Annotated in this window: 26 protein-coding genes; 25 read left to right on the top strand and 1 reads right to left on the bottom strand. The window is 42.0% G+C overall.

The annotated features are described in order from the left end of the window. Positions 1 to 49 precede the first annotated feature (49 nt). The 24 genes from spoIIIAA (at position 50) to MKZ03_RS10735 (ending at position 22,128) form a co-directional block, all read left to right on the top strand. A complete protein-coding gene (spoIIIAA, locus tag MKZ03_RS10850) occupies positions 50 to 973 on the top strand; it encodes a stage III sporulation protein AA (protein WP_341031788.1) in 924 nt (307 codons plus the stop codon). Beyond that, entirely contained in the window at positions 967 to 1,482 is a 516-nt protein-coding gene (gene spoIIIAB / locus MKZ03_RS10845; RefSeq protein WP_106037976.1) for a stage III sporulation protein SpoIIIAB, read from the top strand. The genes spoIIIAA and spoIIIAB overlap by 7 nt, the downstream gene beginning before the upstream one ends. A gap of 19 nt (positions 1,483 to 1,501) precedes the next feature. Next, positions 1,502 to 1,708, top strand: a complete 207-nt coding sequence (spoIIIAC, locus tag MKZ03_RS10840; protein WP_003153142.1) for a stage III sporulation protein AC — start codon at positions 1,502 to 1,504, stop codon at positions 1,706 to 1,708. After that, the gene (gene spoIIIAD / locus MKZ03_RS10835) at positions 1,705 to 2,118 is read left to right on the top strand and encodes a stage III sporulation protein AD (protein ID WP_087978339.1); all 414 of its coding nucleotides are present in this window, start codon (positions 1,705 to 1,707) and stop codon (positions 2,116 to 2,118) included. Before spoIIIAC ends, spoIIIAD begins: the two co-directional genes overlap by 4 nt. Positions 2,119 to 2,137: 19 nt before the next feature. After that, entirely contained in the window at positions 2,138 to 3,331 is a 1,194-nt protein-coding gene (gene spoIIIAE, locus MKZ03_RS10830; RefSeq protein WP_034661263.1) for a stage III sporulation protein AE, read from the top strand. 13 nt (positions 3,332 to 3,344) lie between these two features. Continuing rightward, complete coding sequence (gene spoIIIAF / locus MKZ03_RS10825; RefSeq protein ID WP_034661262.1) at positions 3,345 to 3,977, top strand: stage III sporulation protein AF; 633 nt, start codon at positions 3,345 to 3,347, stop codon at positions 3,975 to 3,977. Continuing rightward, positions 3,970 to 4,641: a stage III sporulation protein AG gene (gene spoIIIAG / locus MKZ03_RS10820; protein ID WP_307499905.1), complete on the top strand. Its 672-nt coding sequence runs from the start codon at positions 3,970 to 3,972 to the stop codon at positions 4,639 to 4,641. The genes spoIIIAF and spoIIIAG overlap by 8 nt, the downstream gene beginning before the upstream one ends. After that, positions 4,641 to 5,273, top strand: coding sequence for a SpoIIIAH-like family protein (locus MKZ03_RS10815; protein WP_341032617.1), 633 nt, complete (start codon positions 4,641 to 4,643; stop codon positions 5,271 to 5,273). Before spoIIIAG ends, MKZ03_RS10815 begins: the two co-directional genes overlap by 1 nt. Before the next feature lie 195 nt (positions 5,274 to 5,468). Then, positions 5,469 to 5,945, top strand: coding sequence for an acetyl-CoA carboxylase biotin carboxyl carrier protein (gene accB / locus MKZ03_RS10810; protein ID WP_034661259.1), 477 nt, complete (start codon positions 5,469 to 5,471; stop codon positions 5,943 to 5,945). Positions 5,946 to 5,956: 11 nt separating this feature from the next. Then, complete coding sequence (gene accC / locus MKZ03_RS10805) at positions 5,957 to 7,306, top strand: acetyl-CoA carboxylase biotin carboxylase subunit (protein ID WP_307499903.1); 1,350 nt, start codon at positions 5,957 to 5,959, stop codon at positions 7,304 to 7,306. 25 nt (positions 7,307 to 7,331) lie between these two features. After that, complete coding sequence (locus MKZ03_RS10800; protein WP_034661256.1) at positions 7,332 to 7,739, top strand: Asp23/Gls24 family envelope stress response protein; 408 nt, start codon at positions 7,332 to 7,334, stop codon at positions 7,737 to 7,739. Between the two features lie 209 nt (positions 7,740 to 7,948). After that, the gene (gene nusB, locus MKZ03_RS10795) at positions 7,949 to 8,344 is read left to right on the top strand and encodes a transcription antitermination factor NusB (protein ID WP_034661255.1); all 396 of its coding nucleotides are present in this window, start codon (positions 7,949 to 7,951) and stop codon (positions 8,342 to 8,344) included. Between the two features lie 11 nt (positions 8,345 to 8,355). Next, positions 8,356 to 9,207 carry a bifunctional methylenetetrahydrofolate dehydrogenase/methenyltetrahydrofolate cyclohydrolase FolD gene (gene folD / locus MKZ03_RS10790; protein WP_060596823.1) on the top strand — a complete coding sequence of 284 codons (852 nt, stop codon included), beginning with the start codon at positions 8,356 to 8,358 and terminating at the stop codon, positions 9,205 to 9,207. Positions 9,208 to 9,277: 70 nt separating this feature from the next. After that, complete coding sequence (xseA, locus tag MKZ03_RS10785) at positions 9,278 to 10,624, top strand: exodeoxyribonuclease VII large subunit (RefSeq protein WP_307499901.1); 1,347 nt, start codon at positions 9,278 to 9,280, stop codon at positions 10,622 to 10,624. Then, entirely contained in the window at positions 10,621 to 10,881 is a 261-nt protein-coding gene (locus tag MKZ03_RS10780; protein WP_341031783.1) for an exodeoxyribonuclease VII small subunit, read from the top strand. Before xseA ends, MKZ03_RS10780 begins: the two co-directional genes overlap by 4 nt. Beyond that, positions 10,871 to 11,761 (top strand): polyprenyl synthetase family protein, encoded by an 891-nt coding sequence (locus tag MKZ03_RS10775; protein WP_034661251.1) that lies wholly within the window; start codon positions 10,871 to 10,873, stop codon positions 11,759 to 11,761. The genes MKZ03_RS10780 and MKZ03_RS10775 overlap by 11 nt, the downstream gene beginning before the upstream one ends. Before the next feature lie 150 nt (positions 11,762 to 11,911). Further along, positions 11,912 to 13,813, top strand: coding sequence for a 1-deoxy-D-xylulose-5-phosphate synthase (gene dxs / locus MKZ03_RS10770; RefSeq protein WP_334749698.1), 1,902 nt, complete (start codon positions 11,912 to 11,914; stop codon positions 13,811 to 13,813). Next, on the top strand, positions 13,810 to 14,664 hold the full coding sequence (locus MKZ03_RS10765; RefSeq protein WP_340973282.1) for a TlyA family RNA methyltransferase: 855 nt from the start codon (positions 13,810 to 13,812) through the stop codon (positions 14,662 to 14,664). The genes dxs and MKZ03_RS10765 overlap by 4 nt, the downstream gene beginning before the upstream one ends. A gap of 162 nt (positions 14,665 to 14,826) precedes the next feature. After that, complete coding sequence (gene ahrC / locus MKZ03_RS10760) at positions 14,827 to 15,276, top strand: transcriptional regulator AhrC/ArgR (RefSeq protein ID WP_034661246.1); 450 nt, start codon at positions 14,827 to 14,829, stop codon at positions 15,274 to 15,276. 33 nt (positions 15,277 to 15,309) lie between these two features. Further along, positions 15,310 to 17,043: a DNA repair protein RecN gene (gene recN, locus MKZ03_RS10755; RefSeq protein WP_106037972.1), complete on the top strand. Its 1,734-nt coding sequence runs from the start codon at positions 15,310 to 15,312 to the stop codon at positions 17,041 to 17,043. Between the two features lie 198 nt (positions 17,044 to 17,241). Next, positions 17,242 to 18,519, top strand: coding sequence for a SpoIVB peptidase (spoIVB, locus tag MKZ03_RS10750; protein WP_034661244.1), 1,278 nt, complete (start codon positions 17,242 to 17,244; stop codon positions 18,517 to 18,519). Positions 18,520 to 18,804: 285 nt separating this feature from the next. Continuing rightward, a complete protein-coding gene (gene spo0A, locus MKZ03_RS10745; RefSeq protein ID WP_012010520.1) occupies positions 18,805 to 19,608 on the top strand; it encodes a sporulation transcription factor Spo0A in 804 nt (267 codons plus the stop codon). Between the two features lie 455 nt (positions 19,609 to 20,063). After that, entirely contained in the window at positions 20,064 to 21,164 is a 1,101-nt protein-coding gene (locus MKZ03_RS10740; protein ID WP_066030680.1) for a Rap family tetratricopeptide repeat protein, read from the top strand. A 226-nt stretch (positions 21,165 to 21,390) separates the two neighbouring features. Continuing rightward, on the top strand, positions 21,391 to 22,128 hold the full coding sequence (locus MKZ03_RS10735) for a glycerophosphodiester phosphodiesterase (RefSeq protein ID WP_307499896.1): 738 nt from the start codon (positions 21,391 to 21,393) through the stop codon (positions 22,126 to 22,128). A 34-nt stretch (positions 22,129 to 22,162) separates the two neighbouring features. On the opposite strand, the gene MKZ03_RS10730 is transcribed toward MKZ03_RS10735, so the two are convergent. Continuing rightward, positions 22,163 to 22,399 carry a DUF2627 domain-containing protein gene (locus tag MKZ03_RS10730; RefSeq protein WP_307499895.1) on the bottom strand — a complete coding sequence of 79 codons (237 nt, stop codon included), beginning with the start codon at positions 22,397 to 22,399 and terminating at the stop codon, positions 22,163 to 22,165. Positions 22,400 to 22,548: 149 nt separating this feature from the next. Here MKZ03_RS10730 and MKZ03_RS10725 point away from each other — a divergent pair, with 149 nt between their 5' ends. Further along, positions 22,549 to 24,621, top strand: coding sequence for a sigma-54 interaction domain-containing protein (locus MKZ03_RS10725; RefSeq protein WP_307499894.1), 2,073 nt, complete (start codon positions 22,549 to 22,551; stop codon positions 24,619 to 24,621). Positions 24,622 to 24,655 lie beyond the last annotated feature (34 nt).

Raw genomic sequence — 24,655 nt, 5'->3', positions numbered from 1 at the left:
AACGACTCCCATCATACATTTTAGAGAAGAAAAAAAGGAGGGGAATTCGTTGCGGAGTTTGTTGGATATTCTCCCGCACTCGATTGGACAAGAACTTAGACTGCTAAAAGAAGCAGAATGGGATCAAATAGAAGAAATCCGCATTCGCACGGATCGTCCTATTGAATTGATGCAAAGAGGAAAACCGCGCTTTCTTTCTTATCGCACAACAGGAGAAGATGCGTCTCAGCTATTAGGCAGGCTGAGCAATTACAGCATGTACACACTTGAAGAGGAGCTAAAGCAAGGCTACATCACCATATCTGGCGGACACCGGGTGGGACTTGCAGGAAAGGTGATCGTTGAAAACGGCATTGTCAAAGGATTAAGAGATATCTCTTCATTTAATATCCGCATCGCAAAAGAAAAAATCGGGATTGCGCTTCCCTTTCTTCCTTATTTATATGACGAGCACTGGTGCAATACACTCATCATCGGTCCACCGCAAACAGGGAAAACGACATTATTGCGGGATGTAGCAAGACTTGTTAGTACTGGCAGAAAAGCAATTCCTCCTAAAAAAACAGGCATTATAGATGAGCGTTCTGAAATCGCCGGATGTATAAGAGGGGTGCCGCAGCACCAGTTTGGACACCGGGTTGATGTGCTCGATGCATGTCCAAAGGCTGAAGGTTTGATGATGATGATTCGGTCTATGAGTCCAGAGGTCATGATTGTTGATGAAATCGGAAAAAGCGAGGATGTGCAGGCACTTTTAGAAGCAATTCATGCTGGGGTCACCATTATCGTCTCAGTTCATGGCTATTCACTTGAAGATGTGTATAAACGTCCATCATTGAAGCCGTTATGGGAGCTTCGAGTATTTGAACGATATGTTGAATTAAATCGCAAGAATGGTCCCGGCACGATCGGGCGGATATATGACCAAGACGGACAAGAGATGAAATGGAGGCGGGGAGTGGACGTATGTTAAAGCTCATTGGCGCTATCTTGATTGTCGCGGCTACGACTTGGGGAGGGTTCGAGTTTGCCAAACGATATAGCGACCGGCCGAAACAAATTCGGCAGCTTCGGTTTGCGCTCCAGTCTCTTGAAGCTGAAATTATGTATGGGCAAACGCCTCTAGCGCGGGCTGCAGAGCAAATTGCGTCGCAAGTAGGTCCTCCTGTGAATCGGTTATTTGAGCAATTTGCAGAAAAACTGAAAGTCGGAACTTTTTCTGCACGGCATGCATGGAATGAGAGTCTTGAGGATGTTTGGAAAAAAACCGTTTTGAAAAAAGGCGAATATGAGGCACTGAAGCACTTTGGAGAAACACTTGGCCAGCATGATGTCGCGTCTCAGCAAAAGTATATCAAGCTTGCTTTAGGTCATTTGGAATCGGAGGAGAAGGAAGCTGAAATCGCCCAAGCGAAAAATGAAAAAATGGTCAGAAGCCTCGGATTTTTAAGCGGATTACTACTGATTCTTTTATTGATGTGAGAGGAAGGGAGTCGAGAGCATGGGCGTTGATGTAAACGTCATTTTTCAAATTGCGGGAGTAGGCATCGTTGTGGCATTCCTCCATACGATTTTAGATCAAATGGGGAAAAAGGAGTACGCTCAGTGGGTCACGCTGCTTGGGTTTATCTACATTTTGTTTATGGTGGCTACCATTGTAGATGATTTGTTTAAAAAGATTAAAGCCGTATTTCTATTTCAAGGATAGGGGAGGGCTTACAAATCGAAATCATACAAATTGTTGGACTTGGTTTAATCGCTACTTTTTTAGCATTAATCGTCAAAGAACAAAAGCCGACCTTCGCCTTTATGCTTGTTGTTTTTACAGGATGTGTGATTTTTCTTTATTTAATTGATCAAATCTATGCCATTATCTCGATGATTGAAAAAATTGCGGCAAGCGCCGGCGTCAATATGAAGTATGTTGAAACCATTTTAAAAATTATTGGCATTGCCTATATTGCAGAATTCGGCGCCCAGCTGACAAAAGATGCTGGACAAGGCGCCATTGCATCAAAAATAGAGCTTGGCGGCAAAATTCTCATCTTGGTCATGGCAGTCCCTATTTTAACAGTCATCATTGAGACCATCTTAGGTATGATCCCGTCCATGACGTAATTGAAAAGAGGTGATGACAATGAAACGGGTGACAGCTGTTATGGGACTGATGCTTTTCTTCTGGCTGATCGCTCCGCATGCAGGTGCAGAAGAGAAAGTACCTTTATCAAATGAAGAACCAGCAGCAGAGGAAGTGGCGAATGGACAGGCTGATGCACTAGAGCTTCAATCCATCAATGACTTTTGGGAAACCATATTGGACGAGTATGGCGGCTTTCTGCCAGAAAGCCAAAAAGGCACAGTGAAGGAAATGATTGATGGCGATAAAGAGCTGTCTCCCCAAACATGGCTGAAAGCCTTTGTTCATTATCTTTTTCACGAGGTCATAGCAAACGGAAAGCTTCTAGGTACACTGATTTTACTCACCATCTTTTGTTCGCTTTTGCAGCTTTTGCAGAATGCGTTTGAGCAAAGCACCGTCAGTAAAGTCGCATACGCTCTTGTTTATATGGTGCTGATCATTATTGCACTCAACAGCTTTCATGTGGCGATTTCTTATGCAACAGAAGCCATTCAAACGATGACCAGTTTTATTCTTGCTCTTATTCCTCTTTTATTAGCACTTATTGCTTCATCAGGCGGGCTTGTCTCAGCCGGATTCTTTCATCCCGTTATTTTATTTTTGATGAATACGAGCGGCGTTTTTATTCAATATGTCGTTCTTCCCCTTATCTTTTTATCTGCGATATTGAGCATTGTCAGTACGCTGACCGAACAATACAAGGTCACCCAGCTTGCCCAGTTGTTAAGAAATGTGGCGATAGGCGGGTTAGCCGTTTTTTTAACTGTCTTTCTTGGCGTCATTTCTGTGCAAGGTGCATCTGCTGCAATTACGGATGGAATCGCTCTTCGTACAGCCAAATTTATTACCGGAAATTTCATCCCTGTCCTTGGCAGAATGTTTACAGATGCGACGGATACCGTGATCAGTGCCTCTGTGTTACTCAAAAATACGGTCGGACTTGTTGGCGTCGCCATTCTCATTTCAATTGCCGCCTTCCCGGCGATTAAAGTGCTCTCGCTAGCCCTTATATATAAGCTTGCCGCAGCCATTCTTCAGCCATTAGGAGGCGGACCGATCATCAGCTGTCTTGATGTCATTTCAAAAAGTGTGCTTTATATCTTTGCCGCACTTGCTGTCGTGTCGCTCATGTTTTTTTTAAGCATTACCGTCATTATCACTGCTGGCAACTTGACCATGATGATGAAGTAAGGAGGGACACCTTTTGAGTTTTCTCACGGAATGGATCACAAGTATTATTCTCTTTATCTTATTTGCGATTGTCATTGATCTTCTGCTTCCCAATTCAAGCATGCAAAAGTATGCCAAAATGGTCGTCAGCCTGCTGCTGATTGTGGTGATGCTCAATCCGATCTTTGCTTTATTTCGGGCAGACCCTGACCAAATTTTTTCGGAATTGATGAAGGGGAAGGAAGAAGCACAGTCAGAAGAAATAAAAAATCAGATGAATTTAGAAAAAAAAGAAATACAAGCCTCTCAGCGTGCATATATTTTAAAGCAAATGGCTGTCCAACTAGAAAAAAGCGCAAAGGAGCCACTGGAGAAGGAGAGCTATGAAATGAAACACGTAGAAGTGCTGGCAGATGAGGAGCACCTGGATCAGAATATGGAGGCGGATCAATTTCGCATCAAAGCAGTTCTTTCCCCGCTCACAGGTGATGCTGTAGAAACGGTGGCAAAGGTGGACATTGATCTCTCCACGCAAAAGGAGGAAAGCGCTGAATCTTCTAGCAAAGAGATCACGAGGGTGAAAGAGACACTTGCTGATGTTTGGAATACGAGTCCTGAGCACATTGCGCTGAACATTGAGGGAGGTGACGCAGCAGATCATGAATAACAAGGACTGGAAACAAAAGCTGAAATCATTCTTGCAGCCGCCTGAAAAAGGTGAAGGGAAACCAAAATTAACGAAGCACCATTACTTGCTGCTTGTATTCATCATCGGCGTATCTTTCATGTTAGTCAGTCAGATCTTGTCACCGCCATCAAGCAAAGAACAGGCTGCTGTTCCTGCTTCTAATAAAACATCCTCACAAGAGCAGGAGGTATTCAAGCCGGCATCGTCAAGTAAATCAAAGAATTCGATTGAGGATGTGGAGCAAGAATACGAAAATCAGCTGAAAGAAATTTTAGAGACCATCATTGGCGTTGAGGATGTATCGATTGTGGTCAATGTAGACGCAACTTCTTTAAAAGTGTTTGAAAAAAACAAATCCAATAAAAGCACAACGACCGAGGAAACAGATAAAGAAGGCGGCGTGCGAAGTGTCACTGATCAAACAAAAGAAGAAGAAATCGTCATCATCAAAAATGGCAATAAAGAAACACCTGTAGTGGTTCAAACGAAAAAACCAGATATTCGCGGTGTCCTCGTTGTTGCTCAAGGAGTAGACAACGTTCAAATAAAGAAAACCATCATTGAAGCGGTTACACGAGTGCTTGATGTACCGAGCCATAGAGTGGCTGTTGCCCCTAAAAAAATCAAGGAGGATTCGGAATGATGTTAAAAAAACAAACGGTTTGGCTATTAACGATGCTAAGTTTAGTTGTCGTCTTAAGTGTGTACTATATCATGTCTCCACAAGGTGAAAATGCAGTGACAGTAGAAGATATGAAATCAAAAGGAACGGAAGAGAAAAAGACTGAAACAGAAAAAGGGACGGACAAAGGAACGGAAAAAGGCACTGATGAGAAGTCCGCTGACAAAGAAACAAATGGCAAACAAGAGGATATCGAAACAAGCGGTGAAGAAGGAAAGGCTGTGTCGGAGCAAACAGACGATGAGCTTTTTACAACATACAGATTAGAGCTTGAAGATAAACGAAGCAAACAGCGCGAAGAGTTCAACGAAATCGTATCCAGTGATGATGCAACAGCACAAGAAAAAAGTGAAGCGTATGATCAAATGACAGCACTTAGTGAGGCAGAAGGAACGGAGCGTCAGCTCGAAACCTTAATTAAAACAAAAGGATATAAAGATGCGCTAGTGAGTGCAGAGGGAGATAAAGTGAGCATCACGGTTCGTTCTGACAAAAAATCAAAGTCCCAAGCGGCCGATATTATTGATATGGTCACAAAAGAAATGAGAGGTCTTGATAACATAGCTGTCACTTTTGAGCCCTCCAATCAATAAAAAATGAACAGGCGCCCTTTGCCGAAAAGGGCGTTTTTTGATGCGGTTTGGCGCCCTCTCCAAGGTGCTTTCGCGAGGCGCTTCGCCACAATAGTAGTTGAATTCATTGAAATCCTCCTGTAAGATGGTTATAGTATGTACTTTTAGTACTAGCCTATAAGAAAAAGATAAATCCATACATAGGGGTGCAAATCCATGTTAAAAATTGAAGAAATTCATGAACTGATTAAATTAATTGACGAATCTACAATTGATGAATTTACGTACGAAAACGAAGGTGCAAAAATCAAACTGAAGAAAAATAAAGAAGTCGTTCAGCAAGTTGCGGCACCAGTGGCTCCTGTCCAAGCAGCTCCAGCTCAACAAGCTCCTAAAGCACAAGCTCCAGCTCAGACCGAAGCCCCTGCACAAGAGGCAGCTGCGTCTGAAAATCTGCATAAAATCACATCCCCAATGGTTGGCACATTTTATGCTTCATCTTCACCAGAAGCAGGTCCATACGTGACAACAGGTTCTAAGGTGAAGGAAAACACAGTTGTGTGCATCGTAGAAGCGATGAAACTGTTTAATGAAATCGAAGCAGAAGTAAAAGGTGAAATCGTCGAAGTATTAGCTGAGAACGGTCAGCTTGTAGAATTCGGACAACCCCTCTTTCTAGTGAAAGCAGAGTAAGGAGTACGATCATGATTAAAAAGCTATTAATTGCAAACAGAGGAGAAATCGCAGTTAGAATTATCCGCGCTTGTAAAGAGCTTGGAATTGAAACAGTTGCGGTATTTTCTGAAGCGGATCGCGATGCGCTTCATGTTCAAATGGCTGATGAAGCATATTGCATCGGACCGACTGCTTCAAAAGATAGTTATTTAAATGTCACGAATATTGTCAGTGTAGCAAAATTAACAGGGACAGATGCCATCCATCCAGGATACGGCTTCCTTGCTGAAAATGCAGACTTTGCAGAGCTTTGCGAGGAATGCAATGTCATCTTTGTTGGGCCAACTGCGTCAGCGATTTCCAAAATGGGAACGAAAGATGTCGCAAGGGAAACAATGAAAGATGCCGGGGTTCCGATTGTTCCTGGTTCTCAAGGAATTGTAAAAAATCTTGATGATGCTGTTTCAACAGCAGCAAGTATTGGGTATCCTGTCATTATTAAAGCAACCGCAGGCGGAGGCGGTAAAGGAATCCGTGTGGCTCGTACCGAAGAAGAGCTCATTAATGGTGTCACCATCACGCAGCAGGAAGCAGCGCAAAACTTTGGTAACCCTGGCGTCTATTTAGAGAAGTTCATTGAAGACTTTAGACACGTGGAAATCCAGGTGCTTGCAGATCAGCATGGCCATACCATTCACTTAGGAGAGCGTGATTGCTCGATCCAAAGAAGAATGCAAAAGCTTCTTGAAGAAACGCCATCACCAGCGCTGAATGCAGACATCCGTGAGCAAATGGGTGAAGCAGCCGTAAAAGCAGCAGAAGCTGTTGAATACACTGGTGCTGGAACGGTCGAATTCATTTATGATTATAATGAAGAGAAATTCTACTTCATGGAAATGAATACCCGTATTCAAGTAGAGCATCCTGTAACAGAAATGGTCACAGGTGTTGACCTGATCAAAGAACAGATCAAAGTGGCATCAGGTGAAAAACTTTCTCTTACACAAGAGGATGTCGTATATGCAGGATGGGCGATCGAATGCCGTATTAATGCAGAGAACCCAGAGAAAAACTTCATGCCATCAGCTGGTGAAATTAAAATGTATCTTCCGCCAGGCGGTCTAGGAGTACGTGTTGATTCTGCCGCTTATCCGGGCTATGTGATTCCGCCATATTACGATAGTATGATTGCAAAGGTGATCACATATGGTAAGACGAGAGAAGAAGCGATTGCGAGAATGAAACGCGCGCTTCAAGAATTCGTCATTGAAGGAGTCTACACAACGATCCCATTCCATCTAAGATTGCTTGAGCATGAAACATTTGTGAGCGGTAATTTTAATACGAAGTTTTTAGAAACATACCAAATCATGAAATAATCATAGCTTTCGGAGGTGAATGATCGTGTCAGAAAACAATTTGCTTGAAATGAACCTTGATGAAGATCAATTGGGAAAAGTGCAAATTGCACCAGAAGTGATTGAGGTCATTGCTGGGATCGCCGCTTCAGAAGTCGAAGGCATTGCCGAAATGCGCGGCAATTTCGCTGCTGATGTAGCAGAACGCTTTGGTAAGAAAAATCACCGTAAAGGTGTGAAAGTAGATGTCTCTGATGAAGGCATCACAATCGATGTATATTGTGTGGTTCAATTTGGCCTATCCATTCCAAAGGTATCCACTGCTGTCCAAGAAAATATCCGTCAAACTCTTTTGAACATGACTGCCTTGACGATTAATGAAATCAATATTCATGTCGTTGGTATTCAATTTGATACTAAAGCATCTGAGGCTGAAGTAGATCAAGAAATGTAAAAAAGAGTTCAAGTGAAACCAAGGAGGCATTGCCTCTTTGGTTTTTTAAAGCCCATTTTTGGGTCATTTCCGAATAATAATGATCTCACGCGTTGATTGATTCGTTTTCGTCACAGCTCGCATGGATCTTGGTGCGACCACGGGCAAAATATGTTATGATCTCTGTATGGCTTAACGACAAGCGGATAAAGTGGTTAAAGGAGTAAATAATGAAAAGAAGAACTGCAAGAGAAAAGGCGCTACAAACATTATTTCAAATTGATGTGAGCAATATTGATCCGAAAGAGGCCATTACACATGCGCTGGATGAACAAGAATCAGATCCTTTTTTCGAGGAACTGGTTTTCGGTGTGCTTGAACAAAAGGACAAGCTCGATGACATGATTTCACAGCATCTAGTGAATTGGAAACTCGATCGTATTGCAAACGTAGACAGAGCCATTTTAAGGCTGTCTGTGTACGAGATGGTGTATCAAGAAGATATCCCGCTTAGTGTTTCGATGAATGAAGCGATTGAACTGGCCAAATTATTCGGTGATGATAAAGCACCGAAATTTGTAAATGGTGTACTTTCAAACATTAAAAACGACCTAAAGCAGCAATAGGAGGATTCGACATGACAGCAACAATCATCGATGGGAAAGAAACAGCAAAAGAAAAGCGTGAGCAATTAGCAAAAGAAGTAGAAGAGCTAAAACAAAAAGGTGTCACACCTGGTCTTGCCGTTATTCTAATCGGTGATGATCCGGCTTCACTTTCTTACGTACGCGGGAAGAAGAAAGCAGCAGAAGCAATGGGGATGCATTTCCAGCTTGATCATTTAGATGCTTCTTTAACAGAAGAAGAATTGCTTCAGCTGATTGATCAGTACAATGCGAACGACCAATTCCACGGGATTCTTGTTCAGCTTCCACTGCCAAAACATATTTCTGAAAAAGCCGTTATTGAACGTATTTCACCTGAAAAAGATGTTGATGGTTTCCATCCATTGAATATCGGGAAAATGCTCCTTGGGGAAGACACATTCCTTCCATGTACACCAGCAGGCATTGTTGAATTACTAAACAAAACGGGTGTTAATCTTTCTGGAAAAGAAGTCGTTGTTGTCGGACGCAGCAATATTGTCGGCAAACCAGTAGGACAATTGCTGTTAAACGAAAACGCAACGGTTACTTATTGCCATTCAAGAACAGTGAATATTTCAGAACATACGTTGAAAGCGGACATTTTAGTTGTTGCCGTCGGTCGAGCAAACTTTATTAAAGCTGACCAAATTAAAGAAGGCGCTATTGTTATTGATGTAGGAGTCAATCGTTTAGATACTGGGAAGCTTGTTGGAGATGTTGATTTTGAAGAGGCAAAAGAAAAAGCTTCTTATATCACACCAGTCCCTGGCGGAGTCGGTCCAATGACGATTACGATGCTTGCACACAATACGGTTAAATCAGCAAAACGTACATTAGCATAAGCTTTATCCATTCATCCACCTGCATGCTGCTGGTGGATGAATGTGCGTTTTTGAAGAGGAGGAATACGTCATGAGTGAAAAAGCCTTTGTGACGGTCACAGCCCTTACAAAATACATAAAAAGAAAATTTGATGTTGATCCGCATTTAGAAGATATTTGGATCAAAGGTGAGCTATCCAATGTAAAGATTCATTCAAGAGGACATGTTTACTTCACCTTAAAAGACGAAAACGCACGCATGCAAGCTGTCATGTTCCAGCGCTCTGCGTCTAAGCTGCCTTTTTCACCTAAGAGCGGAATGAAGGTGTTTGTACGCGGCGGGATTCAAGTATATGAACCAAGCGGAAATTATCAATTATATGCAAAAGAAATGCAGCCTGATGGTGTTGGTGCTCTTCATCTTGCTTATGAAGAGCTGAAGAAAAAGCTAGCAAGTGAAGGCTTATTTGATGCGCGCTATAAAAAAACAATTCCTGAATATCCAGAGGTTGTTGGTGTGATTACGTCTCCAACAGGAGCAGCTGTTCGAGATGTCATTACGACCATCAATCGGCGCTATCAACAGGCGAAAATCATTGTGCTTCCGGCGCTCGTTCAAGGTGAACATGCGACCCGTTCAATCGTAGAACGGATCAAGGAAGCAAATGAAAAACAGCTCTGTGATGTCTTGATTGTCGGAAGAGGAGGCGGTTCGATTGAAGAACTTTGGGCCTTTAATGAAGAAGCTGTCGCAAGGGCTATCTTCGCATCAAACATTCCAATCATATCTGCAGTTGGGCACGAAACAGACTTTACGATCAGTGATTTCACTGCAGACATGAGAGCACCCACACCAACAGGAGCAGCCGAGTTAGCTGTTCCAAGCACGACCGATTTAATTGAACGAATCAAATCAATCGATATACGGCTAACAAGAGCCGTAAAGAATCGAACCTCACAAGCGAAGGACCGTCTTGTGGCGCTGCAATCCTCTTATGCCTTCCGTTTTCCAAAACGATTACAGGAGCAAAAAGAGCAGCAATTCGATTTGGTATTTGACCGTTTTCAAAAACAGCTGACGAGACAAATTGAGCAAAAGCGCAGTCAACTAGACCGCCAGACTTACAGGCTGAAGCCGCTTCATCCTAAAGAGCAGCTGCTTCAGGCGAAAAAACGCCACGCCAATGAAACAGAACAGCTCATCCGCAGCATGAATGTGCAAATGAAAACAATTCATTCGCAGTTCCAATCGGTTCTTGGTAAACTAAATGCATTAAATCCACTTCAAGTGATGGAAAGAGGCTACAGTTTAGCCTATAAAGAAGATGAACTGATAAAAAGTGTGAACCAAGTAGAGACGAAGGATCAGCTGACCATCACGATGAAGGATGGACGTCTGATTTGTGAGGTTATTGAGAAGGAGGGGCAATCATCATGACAGAATCCAATAAACAAAAAGAAGAACAAATGACATTTGAAGAGGCGATGAAAGGTCTTGAGGAGATTGTGGGAAAGCTCGAAGAAGGAGATGTACCACTTGAACAGGCCATTCATTATTTCCAAGAAGGCATGACCCTTTCGAAGCTTTGTCATGAAAAATTACAGCATGTTGAAAAGCAAATGGATTTCATTTTAAAAGAGGACGGTGAGCTGGCTCCCTTCTCAGTAAAGGAGGCAGAAGCTGGTGACAAGTAATTTAAATGAATTTTTAACAACACGAAAACAGGCCATTGAAGATTATTTATTTACATATGTTCAGGAATTGACGATTCCAGAAGACCTGAAATCTTCTATGCTCTATTCTCTTAAAGCGGGCGGGAAAAGGCTTCGACCTGTTCTCGTTCTTGCTCTATTACATGCCTACGGTAAAAACGAAGAAGACGGTATACCTGTCGGCTGTGCAGTTGAGATGATTCATACGTATTCATTGATACATGACGACCTTCCTTGCATGGACGACGATGACCTTCGCAGAGGAATACCGACAAATCATAAAGTGTACGGAGAAGCAACAGCGGTTCTCGCAGGTGATGCCCTTTTAACAGAAAGCTTCCGCCTGATTACATCACAGCTGTCTAGCAGCGTCTCAGCTGACAAAAAGCTCAGAATTGTGGATGAGCTTGTAAAGTCAGCAGGTGCACTAGGAATGGTTGGCGGTCAATTTGACGACATGGAAGCAGAGCAAAAACAAGTATCGCTTGCTGAACTCGAATCCATTCACGCCCGTAAAACAGGAAAGCTTCTTACGTTCAGCGTCGCAGCAGGTGCAATGCTGGCAGGAGCATCAGATGACGATATCGAAAAGCTAAGGGAATTCAGCTATCATATTGGCATTGCGTTTCAAATCCGTGATGATATTTTAGATCTCGAAGGAAGCGAAGAGAAAATCGGAAAACGGGTCGGCTCTGATACAGCAAATGAAAAGTCGACATATCCTTCTTTATTAACGCTTTCAGGAGCAAAAGAAAAACTGCATGAGCACATCACACGTGCAAAAGAAATTGTCTCAAATCTTCAATTAGAGCAGCAATTGCTGCATGATTTATGTGATCTGATTGCCTCAAGAGATCATTAAAAACAGCCTAGATTTGAGGGTCCTCGAGCAATTGTGGTAAACTGTAAACAGTTTATCATGATGAGACAACTCTTATTCCGCATTGGTTTTCAAAGGAATAAGGCATTATATATGTATATAGAAATTTTGTTGAAAGCGAGTTGATCCTGATTGGATCTTTTATCAATAAAAAATCCAACGTTTCTAAAAAAAATGTCAAATGCAGAATTAGAGGAGCTTAGTGCTGACATTCGCATGTTTTTAATTGAGTCCTTAGCTAACTCAGGCGGGCATATCGGTCCGAACCTGGGAGTCGTTGAACTGACTGTTGCGCTTCATAAAGTATTTGACAGCCCAAAAGACAAATTCCTCTGGGATGTTGGACATCAGTCTTACGTTCATAAGCTGTTAACGGGAAGAGGGGCGGAGTTTGATACACTTCGTCAATATAAAGGGCTTTGCGGTTTTCCTAAACGAAATGAAAGCGAGCATGATGTTTGGGAGACAGGTCACAGTTCAACCTCGTTATCTGGCGCGATGGGTATGGCGGCAGCGCGGGATATCAAAGGGACAGATGAATATATCCTGCCGATTATCGGAGACGGTGCACTAACCGGAGGTATGGCGCTCGAAGCCTTGAATCATATCGGTGATGAAAAGAAAGATATGATTGTCATATTAAACGACAATGAAATGAGTATTGCACCAAACGTCGGTGCAATTCACACAATGCTTGGCAGATTGCGTACAGCTGGCAAATACCAATGGGTAAAGGACGAACTCGAATATTTATTCAAGCGCATTCCAGCCGTAGGCGGAAAGCTTGCTGCCACAGCAGAGCGGATCAAAGACAGCCTCAAATATTTACTTGTATCTGGCATGTTTTTTGAGGAAATGGGATTTACTTACTTAGGTCCTGTCGATGGACATTCGTATGAAGATCTTTTTGAAAATCTTGAATATGCAAAGAAAACAAAAGGTCCAGTTCTTCTGCATGTCATCACGAAAAAAGGAAAAGGCTACCAGCCGGCAGAATCCGATAAAATCGGGACTTGGCACGGTACGGGTCCATACAAAATCGATACCGGTGATTTTGTAAAACCGGCAGCAGCAGCTCCGTCTTGGAGTGGTCTCGTCAGTGAAACGGTCAGAAAGCTGGCACGGGAAGATGAGCGGATTGTTGCGATCACGCCTGCGATGCCTGTTGGTTCAAAGCTTGAAGGCTTTGCGAAGGAATTTCCAGAGCGGATGTTTGATGTAGGAATTGCCGAGCAGCATGCAGCTACAATGGCAGCTGGGCTTGCGACGCAGGACATGAAGCCATTTTTAGCGATTTATTCAACGTTCCTGCAAAGAGCCTATGACCAAGTGCTGCACGATATTTGCCGTCAGAACCTCAACGTATTTATTGGCATTGATCGTGCGGGACTTGTCGGTGCAGATGGAGAAACCCATCAAGGTGTGTTTGATATTGCCTTTATGCGTCATATGCCGAATATGGTACTTATGATGCCAAAAGATGAAAATGAAGGACAGCACATGGTCAATACAGCCATTCAGTACGATGACGGTCCTATTGCTATGCGCTTCCCGCGCGGTAATGGGCTGGGTGTCAAAATGGATGAACAGCTGAAAACCATTCCGATTGGGTCCTGGGAGGTTCTTCGTCCAGGGAAGGATGCTGTGATTTTAACATTTGGTACGACGATTAAAATGGCGCTTCAAGCAGCAGAAGAACTTCAAAAAGAAGGGAAATCGATTCGTGTGGTCAATGCTCGTTTTATTAAGCCTCTTGATGAAGCGATGTTAAATGACATTCTTTCTGAAGGCATTCCGATTTTAACGATTGAAGAAGCAGTGCTCCAAGGCGGATTTGGCAGCAGCGTATTAGAATATATACACGATAAGAAAGCTTCACATATCAAAGTAGAACGTATGGGCATTCCAGATGAATTTATTGAGCATGGAAGTGTTGATGCCCTTCTTGAAGAAATTGGTTTGACGAAAGCACAGGTTGCTGACACTTTACGTGACCTGCTTCCCGCAGCACCAAGAAAAGGAATTGGATCATGACATCAAAGAAAGAACGACTTGACATTTTATTAGTCGAACAAGGACTAATGGAAACGAGAGAGAAAGCAAAGCGTGCCATCATGGCAGGAATCGTTTACTCAAATGAAAACCGTTTGGATAAACCAGGAGAGAAAATCGCTCGTGATACTCCGCTCACTGTGAAGGGGAACCCTCTGAAATATGTGAGCCGCGGCGGGTTAAAGCTCGAAAAAGCGCTCAAAGAATTCGACTTAACAGTTGAAGGAAAATTGCTAATCGATATTGGTTCATCAACAGGCGGATTTACAGATTGTGCTCTTCAAAATGGAGCGGTCAAATCATATGCTGTTGATGTTGGCTACAATCAGCTTGCGTGGAAATTAAGGCAGGATGACAGGGTAATCGTCATGGAGCGCACCAATTTCCGTCACTCCGTCCCAGCAGATTTTACTGAAGGGTTGCCAGAAGTAGCATCAATTGATGTCTCTTTTATTTCACTTAAACTCATCCTGCCGGCTTTAAAGCACATTCTTGTCCCGGGCGGAGACTGTATTGCACTCGTCAAGCCTCAATTTGAAGCAGGCAGAGAGCTTGTTGGGAAAAAAGGCATTGTGCGAGATCCGTCCGTCCACCTTGGTGTACTGGAAGAGATGAATCAGTTTGCTGCAAAAGAAGGCTATGATGTAAAGAATGTATCATTTTCGCCTATTACTGGTGGAGACGGGAATATTGAGTTCCTTCTTCATTTAGTGCTTCATCCCGATCAAGAAGAGAATGCGGCACTTCCGGCTGCAGAGCTTGAAAAGGTCGTCAAGGAAGCCCATTCGGTATTGAAAGAAAAGAAAAACAGCCCTGAGCCGGCTGACACATGAGATCATCGAAACAAAAGGAATAATAGCTCGCTATTATTCCTTTTTACATGGTCAAAAGACGAGAATTGACCGTTTCTCACGTAATGCTTGTTTTTTGAACTGTGGTTCATATAACATAGAACGTAAAGACAAACTGAGATCAAACGCCTAGGGGGGTCAAACATGAATAAAGGTCAAAGGCATATTAAGATTAGAGAAATCATTGCGGGCCAAGAGATTGAAACACAGGATGAACTAGTCGATATTTTAAAAGCTGATGGATATAACATCACACAAGCGACCGTTTCAAGAGATATTAAAGAATTACATTTAGTGAAAGTGCCGACGAACAATGGAACATATAAATACAGTCTTCCTGCGGATCAGCGGTTTAACCCGCTGTCTAAACTGAAGCGATCCTTAATGGATGCATTTATCAAAATGGATGCTGCCAGTCATTTAATCGTCCTCAAAACCATGCCCGGTAATGCTCAGGCCATTGGGGCTTTAATGGATAATTTAGATTGGGAAGAAATCATGGGAACCATTTGCGGAGATGATACCATTTTGATCATTTGCCGTACACCAGATGATACGGAGACAGTTTCGAGCAAAATTTTAGAGCTTCTATAAAGAATCAGGTTTACAAAAAGAGGTGTCAAATGAGTGTTAGCAGAACTAACCATTAAAAACTTTGCAATCATTGAAGAGTTAACGGTTTCGTTTGAAAAAGGACTCACAGTCCTAACAGGGGAAACAGGTGCTGGAAAATCCATCATGATTGACGCAGTCTCACTTCTTGTAGGAGGGAGAGGGTCGTCTGAATTTGTTCGTTATGGTGAAAAAAAGGCAGAGCTGGAGGGGCTTTTTCTTGTGCCAGCCGATCACCCTGTATTTGCTTTATGCGAAGAGCAGGGAATTGACGCATCGGATGAAATGATGATTCTTCGCCGTGATATTAACAATAACGGAAAAAGCATCTGCCGCATCAATGGCAAACTTGTCACGATCTCACTTTTACGCGAAGTAGGACGCCTTTTGCTCGATATACATGGGCAGCACGATAACCAGTTATTGATGGAGGATGAAAATCATCTGCATTTGCTCGATCAATTTGGAGCAGAAGAAATTGCACCTGCTTTGTCACAATATCAAGAAGCATATGAGCAATATACAAAGACAGCCCAAAAGCTAAAACAGCTCTCTGAGAATGAGCAAGAGATGGTGCACCGGTTAGATTTACTGCAATTTCAGCTAGAGGAGATTGAAGCGGCACAATTAGAGCCGGGAGAAGATGAGAAGCTTCAAGAAGAGCGCCATCAGATCAGCAACTACGAAAAAATCTTTTCCTCACTCCAAAACGCATATAATGCCTTGCGCAATGAGCAGGGAGGACTTGATTGGGTTGGCATGTCATCAAGCGAGCTCGAGCAGGTTTCTGAGATCAACGACGATCTGAAAAAGCTATCCGAACAAGTGTCGAACTCCTATTACTTATTAGAGGATTCGACGTTCCAAATGCGAAGCATGTTGGATCAATTAGAGTTCGACCCAGCACGTCTTGATTTTATTGAATCTAGGCTGAATGAAATGAAGCAGTTAAAACGAAAATATGGGACAACGGTTGAGGAAATTTTGGAGTATGCGGCGAAGATAGAAGAAGAAATAGATCAAATTCAAAATCGAGACAGCCACCTGCAGACGCTTAAAAACAAACTGGATGCAATGAGCCGTGATGCCCTGCTGGAAGCTCTCAACGTTTCGGAGCTTCGTAAAAAATGGGCCACAAAGCTAGCGAAGCAAATTCAAACGGAACTAAAGGATTTGTATATGGAGAAGTCATCGTTTGACACAGCTTTTTCCATTCGGTATGCGCCTTTTGGCAGTACGGACTATCCGCTGCTAGATGGAAAGCCCGTCCAGCTCGGAAAAAACGGAATCGACCAAGCACAATTTGTTATTTCTACAAATACAGGCGAACCGATGAAATCTTTATCAAAAGTAGCCTCGGGTGGAGAAATTTCACGTGTCATGCTCGCCGTGAAAAGTATTTTCTCAGCCAAACAAGAAGTCACGTCCATTATTTTCGATGAGGTGGATACGGGCGTAAGCGGCAGAGTTGCACAGGCGATTGCCGAAAAAATTTACAAAGTAGCAGCTGGCTCACAAGTGCTCTGCATTACGCACCTCCCGCAAGTAGCAGCAATGGCTGACACGCATCTCTTCATTTCTAAACGCTCTAAAGCCGGCAGAACACTGACGAGCGTCAAACCATTAAGTCATGAAGAAAAAGTGAGTGAAATTGGCAGGATGATTGCGGGGGTGGAAGTCACTGAGCTGACAAAACAGCACGCAAAAGAATTGCTGCATCAAGCAAATGATGTCAAAACAACAGGGTAGCTGAAAAACCAGCTGCCTTTTTTATATTGTGTCAAAATCGCTGTATATACCCGCGAAATCGTCTTTTTCTTTTATCAATTTATCCAATCATTTTCTATAGGTGCCGGTTATAAATCCTAGCGAAGAAGGCAAAAGTAAAGATGTAGCCAAAACATGAGTGTTCTGGTGTGGGTAAGGAGCGAGGAGAGTGAAAAATGAATGCCCGAAAAGATGAGAAAAGCCATTGGTGTGATTCTCCTTGTTTCTTTAATAAGTACAGGGTTTATGAGCATAGTGAAGGAATACATCAGCATTCCAACAAATGTTGCTGTATTTGAAAAACAGAAGCACTCAATTGACACATCAATAGAAGCGTCAGCCAATGCTTCTTCACAAGCCTTTAGTCTTTCAGAGAAAAAGAATCAGCTTGAAGTGACAGGACAAAAGGCGGGAAAAGCCGAAATTGTTTATGATTTTAAAGGATTTCCTATTAAGAAAACAAAAGTCGACGTTCTCCCTGAATTAAAAGTCGTTCCTGGAGGACAATCCATTGGCGTCAAGCTCCACTCAGTAGGAGTTCTCGTTGTAGGTTTTCATCAAATCACAACAGCAGACGGCAAAAAATCACCAGGCGAAGCCGCAGGCATTCAATCAGGGGATATGATCATTGAAATCAATGGTCAAAAGATGGAGAAAATGAATGACCTCACCCCATTTATCCAGAAAGCAGGAAAAACAGGTGAAACGCTTCGTTTACTCATAAAAAGAGACCATAAAACCTTTCAAACAACATTAACACCCGCAAAAGATGCAAGTGAAGGCACCTATCGAATTGGTCTTTACATTCGAGATTCCGCAGCAGGAATCGGCACGATGACCTTCTTTGAACCATCTTCTAAAAAATATGGTGCCCTTGGGCATGTGATTTCTGACATGGATACAAAAAAACCAATCGTTGTCAACAATGGTGAAATTGTCAGATCAACCGTGACATCAATTGAAAAAGGCACAGGAGGCAATCCTGGAGAAAAATTGGCGAGATTCTCTTCCGAACGAAAAACGATAGGGGATATCTCCCGCAACAGCCCATTTGGTATCTTTGGTACGTTAACCGAAAAGCTTGAAAATCATGTATCAGACAAACCGCTTCCAGTCGCTTTATCAAATGAAGTAAAAGAAGGTCCAGCAGAAATTTTAACCGTTGTGGATCATGATAAAGTGGAGAAGTTTGATATTAAAATCGTCAGCACGACACCGCAGAAATTCCCGGCAACAAAAGGGATGGTATTGAAGATAACAGATGAGCGTCTTTTAAGTAAAACGGGCGGTATCGTCCAAGGCATGAGCGGAAGCCCCATCATCCAAAACGGAAAGGTCATTGGAGCGGTCACACACGTATTTGTCAATGATCCGACAAGCGGGTACGGCGTACACATTGAATGGATGCTGTCAGAAGCAGGAATCGATCTTTATCAAAAAAACAAAAAAGCAAGCTGATCATCAAACTGCCGCGAATCTCCCGGCAGTTTTTTTCTCCCCTTTCTTTCTCTGCCATCATGTTATAAAATAAGGAAAAAGAGATTTTTCGACAAAATGGAAAATAGTATGTTGTCAAATTGCAATAATCGTCGATTCGTTAAGAAAAACGTAGAAAAAGCTAGATAATGCTCTATTATTCGGAAAATTAAAGTTTTTTAAAGGGGATAGCATGGTTTTGTCGAATTGAACACTCAGAAGAGAAATGCAAAAGACTAAAGGAATCGACATTGGGGAGGAAAGAACGTGGAGAAAATTAAAGTGTGTGTAGCTGATGACAATCGAGAGCTTGTTGGCCTTTTGACAGAGTATATTGAGGGACAGGAAGATATGGAAGTACTTGGCGTGGCGTATAATGGTCAGGAATGTCTGACATTATTTAAAGATAAAGAGCCCGACGTTCTCCTCTTAGATATTATCATGCCTCATTTAGACGGTCTTGCTGTACTGGAACGCCTCCGTGAAAACAATGACATGACCAAACAGCCAAGTGTGATTATGCTAACGGCGTTCGGTCAAGAAGATGTCACGAAAAAAGCAGTTGATTTGGGCGCATCCTATTTCATCTTAAAGCCATTTGATATGGAAAACCTAGTCGGTCATATTCGTCAAGTCAGTGGAAACGGCACACAAGTCACCCATCGATCTTCATCTATCCAAAACAGTGTCCTTCGGAACAAACCTGAACCGAAACGTAAAAACTTAGATGCGAGCATTACGACGATTATTCATGAGATTGGCGTACCCGCTCATATTAAAGGATATTTATACTTAAGAGAAGCGATTTCGATGGTGTACAATGACATTGAGCTTCTCGGAAGCATCACAAAAGTGTTGTACCCAGACATCGCGAAGAAATTTAACACGACTGCCAGCAGGGTAGAACGAGCGATTCGCCATGCGATTGAAGTTGCTTGGAGCAGAGGAAACATCGATTCCATTTCTTCACTCTTTGGTTATACAGTCAGCATGTCTAAAGCGAAACCAACCAATTCTGAATTTATTGCTATGGTGGCTGATCGTCTGCGCTTAGAGCATAGAGCTAGCTAGTTCATTTTCTTAAAAAAACGTTTCTGCAAAGAGGCGTTTTTTTATTTCGAAAAATATTGTTAAAAATTGGTTGTATTGATACAATCATCTTATTGTTTCATTTGGACAACTCGGCTTGCTTTATTTTCGGAATAAAATGAAAAATTAAGCATGAAAGAAATGGGTATGTCATAAATTAGTGGTAATCAGCTACGCCAATCAATTGTTTGGTCTTCAAATAGAAGAAGAAAAAACTCATTCTTAAGGAAAAGGATGAGAGGAAAAGGTCTGATGGATTTGGTAAATAAAGCAAATGAGATCGAAAGTTCTATTTCTATTGACCTGATTGGTTGGCGTTTTAAAGTCACTGGCTTCTTAGAGATTGTGCCATTTGAACTGAATATTCCCATTGTCGAATTTAATAATTTTCACATTCTTTTACTATGCTATAATAATGAGAAGAAGAGGGTGAGGTTATGGGAAAGCTGAAAATCCACTCTGCTGAGGTAGCGAACGAAATTAGCAAGTGGACGAGGGTCATTTCTCAGAATGACCTAGAAAAATCTGCTGTCTATAAAGAGAAAATTCAGAATTTGCTAAAAAATACAGATGAAGACCGTGAAGTTCTCCTTTATTATCAGCTTGTTAATGGCAGACATGAAATGTTACTTGGAAATATTGAAAAAGCCAATCACATTATGAAGAGTGTCGGAACGCTCGATGAGAAAGCAGATGACATTATTAATTTTTATTTTTACTTTTACAAAGGCCAATATGCTGCATATGTGAAAAAGTATGATGAAGCCATCAGTTTTTACAAAATTGCAGAACAGCGCCTAAAACGTGTGAATGAAGACCTGGAAGTAGGAACTTTTCACCATAAGGTTGCTTCAATCTATTACGAACTGAAACAAAATTTCATATCCATTAATCATATCAAAAAAGCCATCGATACGTTCAAAGCGCATGAAGAGTATACAGCGCAGGCGATTGACAGTTTGATTTTACATGCAAGTAATTGTATTGATTTGTTTCAATTTGAAGAAGCAGAAGAAAAATACCAAGAAGCACTTGAGAAAAGTAAACGCATTAACAATGAAGTGCTGATTGGGAAATGCTATCACAATTTAGCCGTTCTTTATTATGCGAAGCCTGATTATGAAAAAAGCGCACAATATGCCAAAAAAGGGATGGGCATTCAAATTCACCGTGACAATAGCCATTATTACATCCAATCTTTATATGTTCTGGCAAATGCCTTGGTTCATCTAGGAGATCAAGAGGCGAAGGAATATATTAAAGAGGGTATTCAGTATAGCTGCGATATCCAAAATAATGAATATATAGTAAAATTTGAAATTTTGGATTTGATGTGCGAAAATAGTGGAGCAGCAGACGTATTCTCTGAAAAATTAGACTACATAGAAAAAAATAGATTATATGTGGAGCTTGAGGATTTGTCTGAACAAATATCGAAATACTTCAAGGAACGAAATGACTATCAAAATGCCATTCGTTTTCTTGAAAAGAAATTCGATGCACAAATACTTCAAAAGAAAGTGGAGGTTATCTTATGAAAAAGTTGTTGTTAGGTGTAACCGTCGTTACAGCAGTCGCAGTTGTTTCTTCCCTTTTTGCTCTTGACGCAGAGACGACAGAGCAAGCCATCAGAGCGATTACGTGATCGAATTTATCTGTGAGCCTCTTCGTACTAATCAGAAGAGGTTTTTTTATGTGCTCAAACTGGAAAAACGAAAAGAGACACGTCATAATGAAAGGAAGCATCATACTTAGAGGTGACCTATGACGAAAATTTTTGCACACAGAGGTTTTAAAGGAATCTACCCTGAAAATACCATGATAGCCTTTGAGCAAGCACTCCATTCTGGAGCTGACGGAATTGAGCTCGATGTTCAGCTGACGAAAGATGGCAAGCTTGCTGTCATTCACGATGAGAAGCTGAACAGAACAACGAATATGAAGGGATTAGTGAAAGACCATACATATGAAGAGTTAAAAGCAGGAGATGCGAGTCATTCTTTCTATGAAGAAACCGGTGCTGTATCCATTCCTCTTTTAGAGGAAGTATTGGAGCTAGTGACGCAGCAACCATCACTCATCATCAATATTGAACTGAAAAATTCCATTTATCGATATCCTGGTATTGAAGAGAAAGTAAAGGAGCAAATTGAACACTTTCAAATAGAAGATCGTGTACTTGTCTCATCGTTTCATCATGGGAGTTTAGCTCTTTTTCACAAGCTGATGCCGCATGTTGAGCTTGCTGTTCTCACAATGGATGTGATTCATCAGCCGGAGATGTACTTAAAAACAGTGCCTGCAAGAGGTTATCATCCGAATATAAAGGGCGCAGGGGTGACAAAAGAAGTCGTGTCGGCTCTCCGTGCCGCTCAGCAAGTGATCAGGCCGTTTACGGTAAACAGTGAAAAGCAGATGAAAAGCATGTTTTCCTTAGGTGTCGATGGAATTTTCACTGATTTTCCTGACAGAGCTGTCAAAATAAGAGAAGAAATGAAATAAAGACCTGCTATCAAAAGCGGGTCTTTTTTTATGTCTATCTCTGCTTAAAGCGGGTGGTCACTTTATTGTGTTTGCGATCTCTATATAAAATAAAGCCAGCGACTACATAAAGACCTCCTCCTAAAAATAATAAACCTGCAATTCCTTGCAGCCATAAAAATGGAAATGGTGCAATGATGATGCCGAAAACCGTGTCACGCAGCAGCTTAATCCCAAGTGCAGCAAGCGCACCAGGTATTAAAATAATCACTAATGCAAGTATTCTCCCCATCAAATGTCCCCTTAAACGTCATTTGCTTCCATTGTCTAATTCAAAAAATATTTTGTCAAGAAAGGAAAACGTGGTAATATAAGAGTTGTGCAATTTTTTGCAACGGAAAAATATGGTGTGCAAATTTTTTCATATAAAGGGGTAACGGGATGCAGAGAGTCTTGATTGTCGGTGCAGGACACGGTGGATCAATATTGCTTGAAACATTGCTGAAAACAAATATGATTCAAATCGTTGCGATCGCCGACCTTGATCTTGGGGCACCGGGGATGGTAGAAGCGAAAAAGAATGGAATCGATACGACAACGGATTGGAAAGAATACATAAAAGATGACATTGATATCATCATTGAAACAACGGGCAGTTCAGCTGTGCTTAAAGAACTGATGAAAGAAAAACGAGAGCATGCTGTCATTGTTCCGAGTTCGATGGCATACGTCATATCAGAATTAATGTCAGAAAAGCATCAGCTCATTCAAATATTAAAGGAACAAACCTATAAACATGACCGCATTTTTAATGCAACGAACGATGGCATGATTTTTATTAATATGGATGAAGAAGTCGTCCTATTTAATCGGTCGGCTGCCAAAATGGTTGGATGTTCGCAAAAAGATGCGATTGGCCGTCACATACGTGAAGTCATTCCAAACACAAAGCTTCCTGATATTTTAAGATCGAGGGAGCCTGAATTTAATCAAAAACAATTTCTGAATCAGCAAATACAAATTGTCACAACGCGTTTGCCAATTATTGATGACGCAGGAAGAATGCTGGGCGCTTTATCGATCTTCAAAGATATTACAGATGCGGTGGAGCTTGCGGAGGAAGTCACAAACCTCAAAGAAGTGCGGACAATGCTTGAGGCCATTATTCAATCATCGGATGAAGCGATATCCGTCGTAGATGAGCAGGGGAAAGGAATTTTAATCAACCGAGCTTACACGAAAATGACGGGGTTAACAGACAAAGAAGTTGTGGGCAAACCAGCAGGTGCGGATATTTCTGAAGGAGAAAGCATGCATTTGAAGGTGCTTGAAACGAGAAGGCCGGTTCGAGGCGTTAGAATGAAAGTCGGACCAAATAAGAAGGATGTGATCGTCAACGTAGCGCCAGTGATCGTTGATGGCATTCTAAAAGGCAGTGTCGGCGTCATTCATGACGTATCAGAAATTCAATCACTCACCAATGAATTGAATAAAGCAAGACAGCTCATCCGTACACTTGAAGCAAAGTACACTTTTGAAGACATTATTGGAGAAAGTGAGCAAATGCTTGTGGCACTTGAGCAGGCAAAGCTAGGGGCAAAAACACCAGCCACCATTTTACTCAGGGGAGAATCAGGTACTGGGAAAGAGCTGTTCGCGCACGCTATACACAATGAAAGTGACCGGAAATATAATCGCTTTGTAAGAGTCAACTGTGCGGCCTTATCGGAAACCCTTTTAGAGTCAGAGCTTTTTGGCTACGAGGAAGGAGCGTTTTCTGGTGCAAGGCGCGGCGGTAAAAAAGGGCTGTTTGAAGAGGCAAATCACGGCAGTATTTTTTTGGATGAAATTGGTGAAATGACGCCAAGTACACAAGCAAAATTATTACGCGTCATGCAGGAGAAAGAGATTGTCAGAGTAGGCGGAACAAAAGCCATACCTGTTGATGTACGTGTGATCACCGCAACAAATGTCAATATTGAAAAAGCGATGGCGGAAGGAAAATTCAGAGAGGACTTATATTATCGCATGAACAGATATCCGATCTCTATTCCGCCGCTAAGGCAGCGCCTTGAAGATATTGACTCCTTAAGCAAACGTCTCATCCAGAAGATCAATTTAGACTATGGACGAAATGTGAGCGGCTTAACGGAAGGGGCGCTCGATAGACTTCGATCCTACAGCTGGCCTGGAAACGTAAGAGAACTGGAAAATGTCCTTGGACGAGCCATGATCTTTTTGAACCCGCAAGAAGAATGGATCGATGAAGATCATATTTCCTTCATGGAGTCAGAAGAGCAGGAAGAAAAAGAGCAGCAGGAACTGGCTGTCAGTCAATTTGAGGGAGAGACACTTTCGGATGCTGTTGAGGCATTTGAAGAGCAGCTGATTAAACAAACCCTTGAAAAGCATCAATTCAACCGCACGAAAACAGCGAAAACGTTAGGGATTAGTATTCGAAACCTTTACTATAAAATGGATAAATATCAACTTGCAAAAGATAGCATGCAATAAAATGCATGTTACCTGCAAAAAATTGCATGTATTT

The organism is Bacillus sp. FSL R5-0431 (assembly GCF_038002985.1).
Lineage (GTDB): Bacteria > Bacillota > Bacilli > Bacillales > Bacillaceae > Bacillus.
This window is presented reverse-complemented; position numbering and strand designations above follow the sequence as displayed.

Excerpts from the sequence above, each read along its gene's own strand:
- spoIIIAB (WP_106037976.1), top strand. The coding sequence starts at position 967 with ATGTTAAAGCTCATTGGCGCTATCTTGATTGTCGCGGCTACGACTTGG.
- spoIIIAC (WP_003153142.1), top strand. The coding sequence starts at position 1,502 with ATGGGCGTTGATGTAAACGTCATTTTTCAAATTGCGGGAGTAGGCATC.
- spoIIIAE (WP_034661263.1), top strand. The coding sequence starts at position 2,138 with ATGAAACGGGTGACAGCTGTTATGGGACTGATGCTTTTCTTCTGGCTG.
- spoIIIAG (WP_307499905.1), top strand. The coding sequence starts at position 3,970 with ATGAATAACAAGGACTGGAAACAAAAGCTGAAATCATTCTTGCAGCCG.
- MKZ03_RS10815 (WP_341032617.1), top strand. The coding sequence starts at position 4,641 with ATGTTAAAAAAACAAACGGTTTGGCTATTAACGATGCTAAGTTTAGTT.
- accB (WP_034661259.1), top strand. The coding sequence starts at position 5,469 with ATGTTAAAAATTGAAGAAATTCATGAACTGATTAAATTAATTGACGAA.
- accC (WP_307499903.1), top strand. The coding sequence starts at position 5,957 with ATGATTAAAAAGCTATTAATTGCAAACAGAGGAGAAATCGCAGTTAGA.
- nusB (WP_034661255.1), top strand. The coding sequence starts at position 7,949 with ATGAAAAGAAGAACTGCAAGAGAAAAGGCGCTACAAACATTATTTCAA.
- folD (WP_060596823.1), top strand. The coding sequence starts at position 8,356 with ATGACAGCAACAATCATCGATGGGAAAGAAACAGCAAAAGAAAAGCGT.
- xseA (WP_307499901.1), top strand. The coding sequence starts at position 9,278 with ATGAGTGAAAAAGCCTTTGTGACGGTCACAGCCCTTACAAAATACATA.
- MKZ03_RS10780 (WP_341031783.1), top strand. The coding sequence starts at position 10,621 with ATGACAGAATCCAATAAACAAAAAGAAGAACAAATGACATTTGAAGAG.
- MKZ03_RS10765 (WP_340973282.1), top strand. The coding sequence starts at position 13,810 with ATGACATCAAAGAAAGAACGACTTGACATTTTATTAGTCGAACAAGGA.
- ahrC (WP_034661246.1), top strand. The coding sequence starts at position 14,827 with ATGAATAAAGGTCAAAGGCATATTAAGATTAGAGAAATCATTGCGGGC.
- spoIVB (WP_034661244.1), top strand. The coding sequence starts at position 17,242 with ATGCCCGAAAAGATGAGAAAAGCCATTGGTGTGATTCTCCTTGTTTCT.
- MKZ03_RS10740 (WP_066030680.1), top strand. The coding sequence starts at position 20,064 with ATGGGAAAGCTGAAAATCCACTCTGCTGAGGTAGCGAACGAAATTAGC.
- MKZ03_RS10735 (WP_307499896.1), top strand. The coding sequence starts at position 21,391 with ATGACGAAAATTTTTGCACACAGAGGTTTTAAAGGAATCTACCCTGAA.
- MKZ03_RS10730 (WP_307499895.1), bottom strand. The coding sequence starts at position 22,399 with ATGGGGAGAATACTTGCATTAGTGATTATTTTAATACCTGGTGCGCTT.
- MKZ03_RS10725 (WP_307499894.1), top strand. The coding sequence starts at position 22,549 with ATGCAGAGAGTCTTGATTGTCGGTGCAGGACACGGTGGATCAATATTG.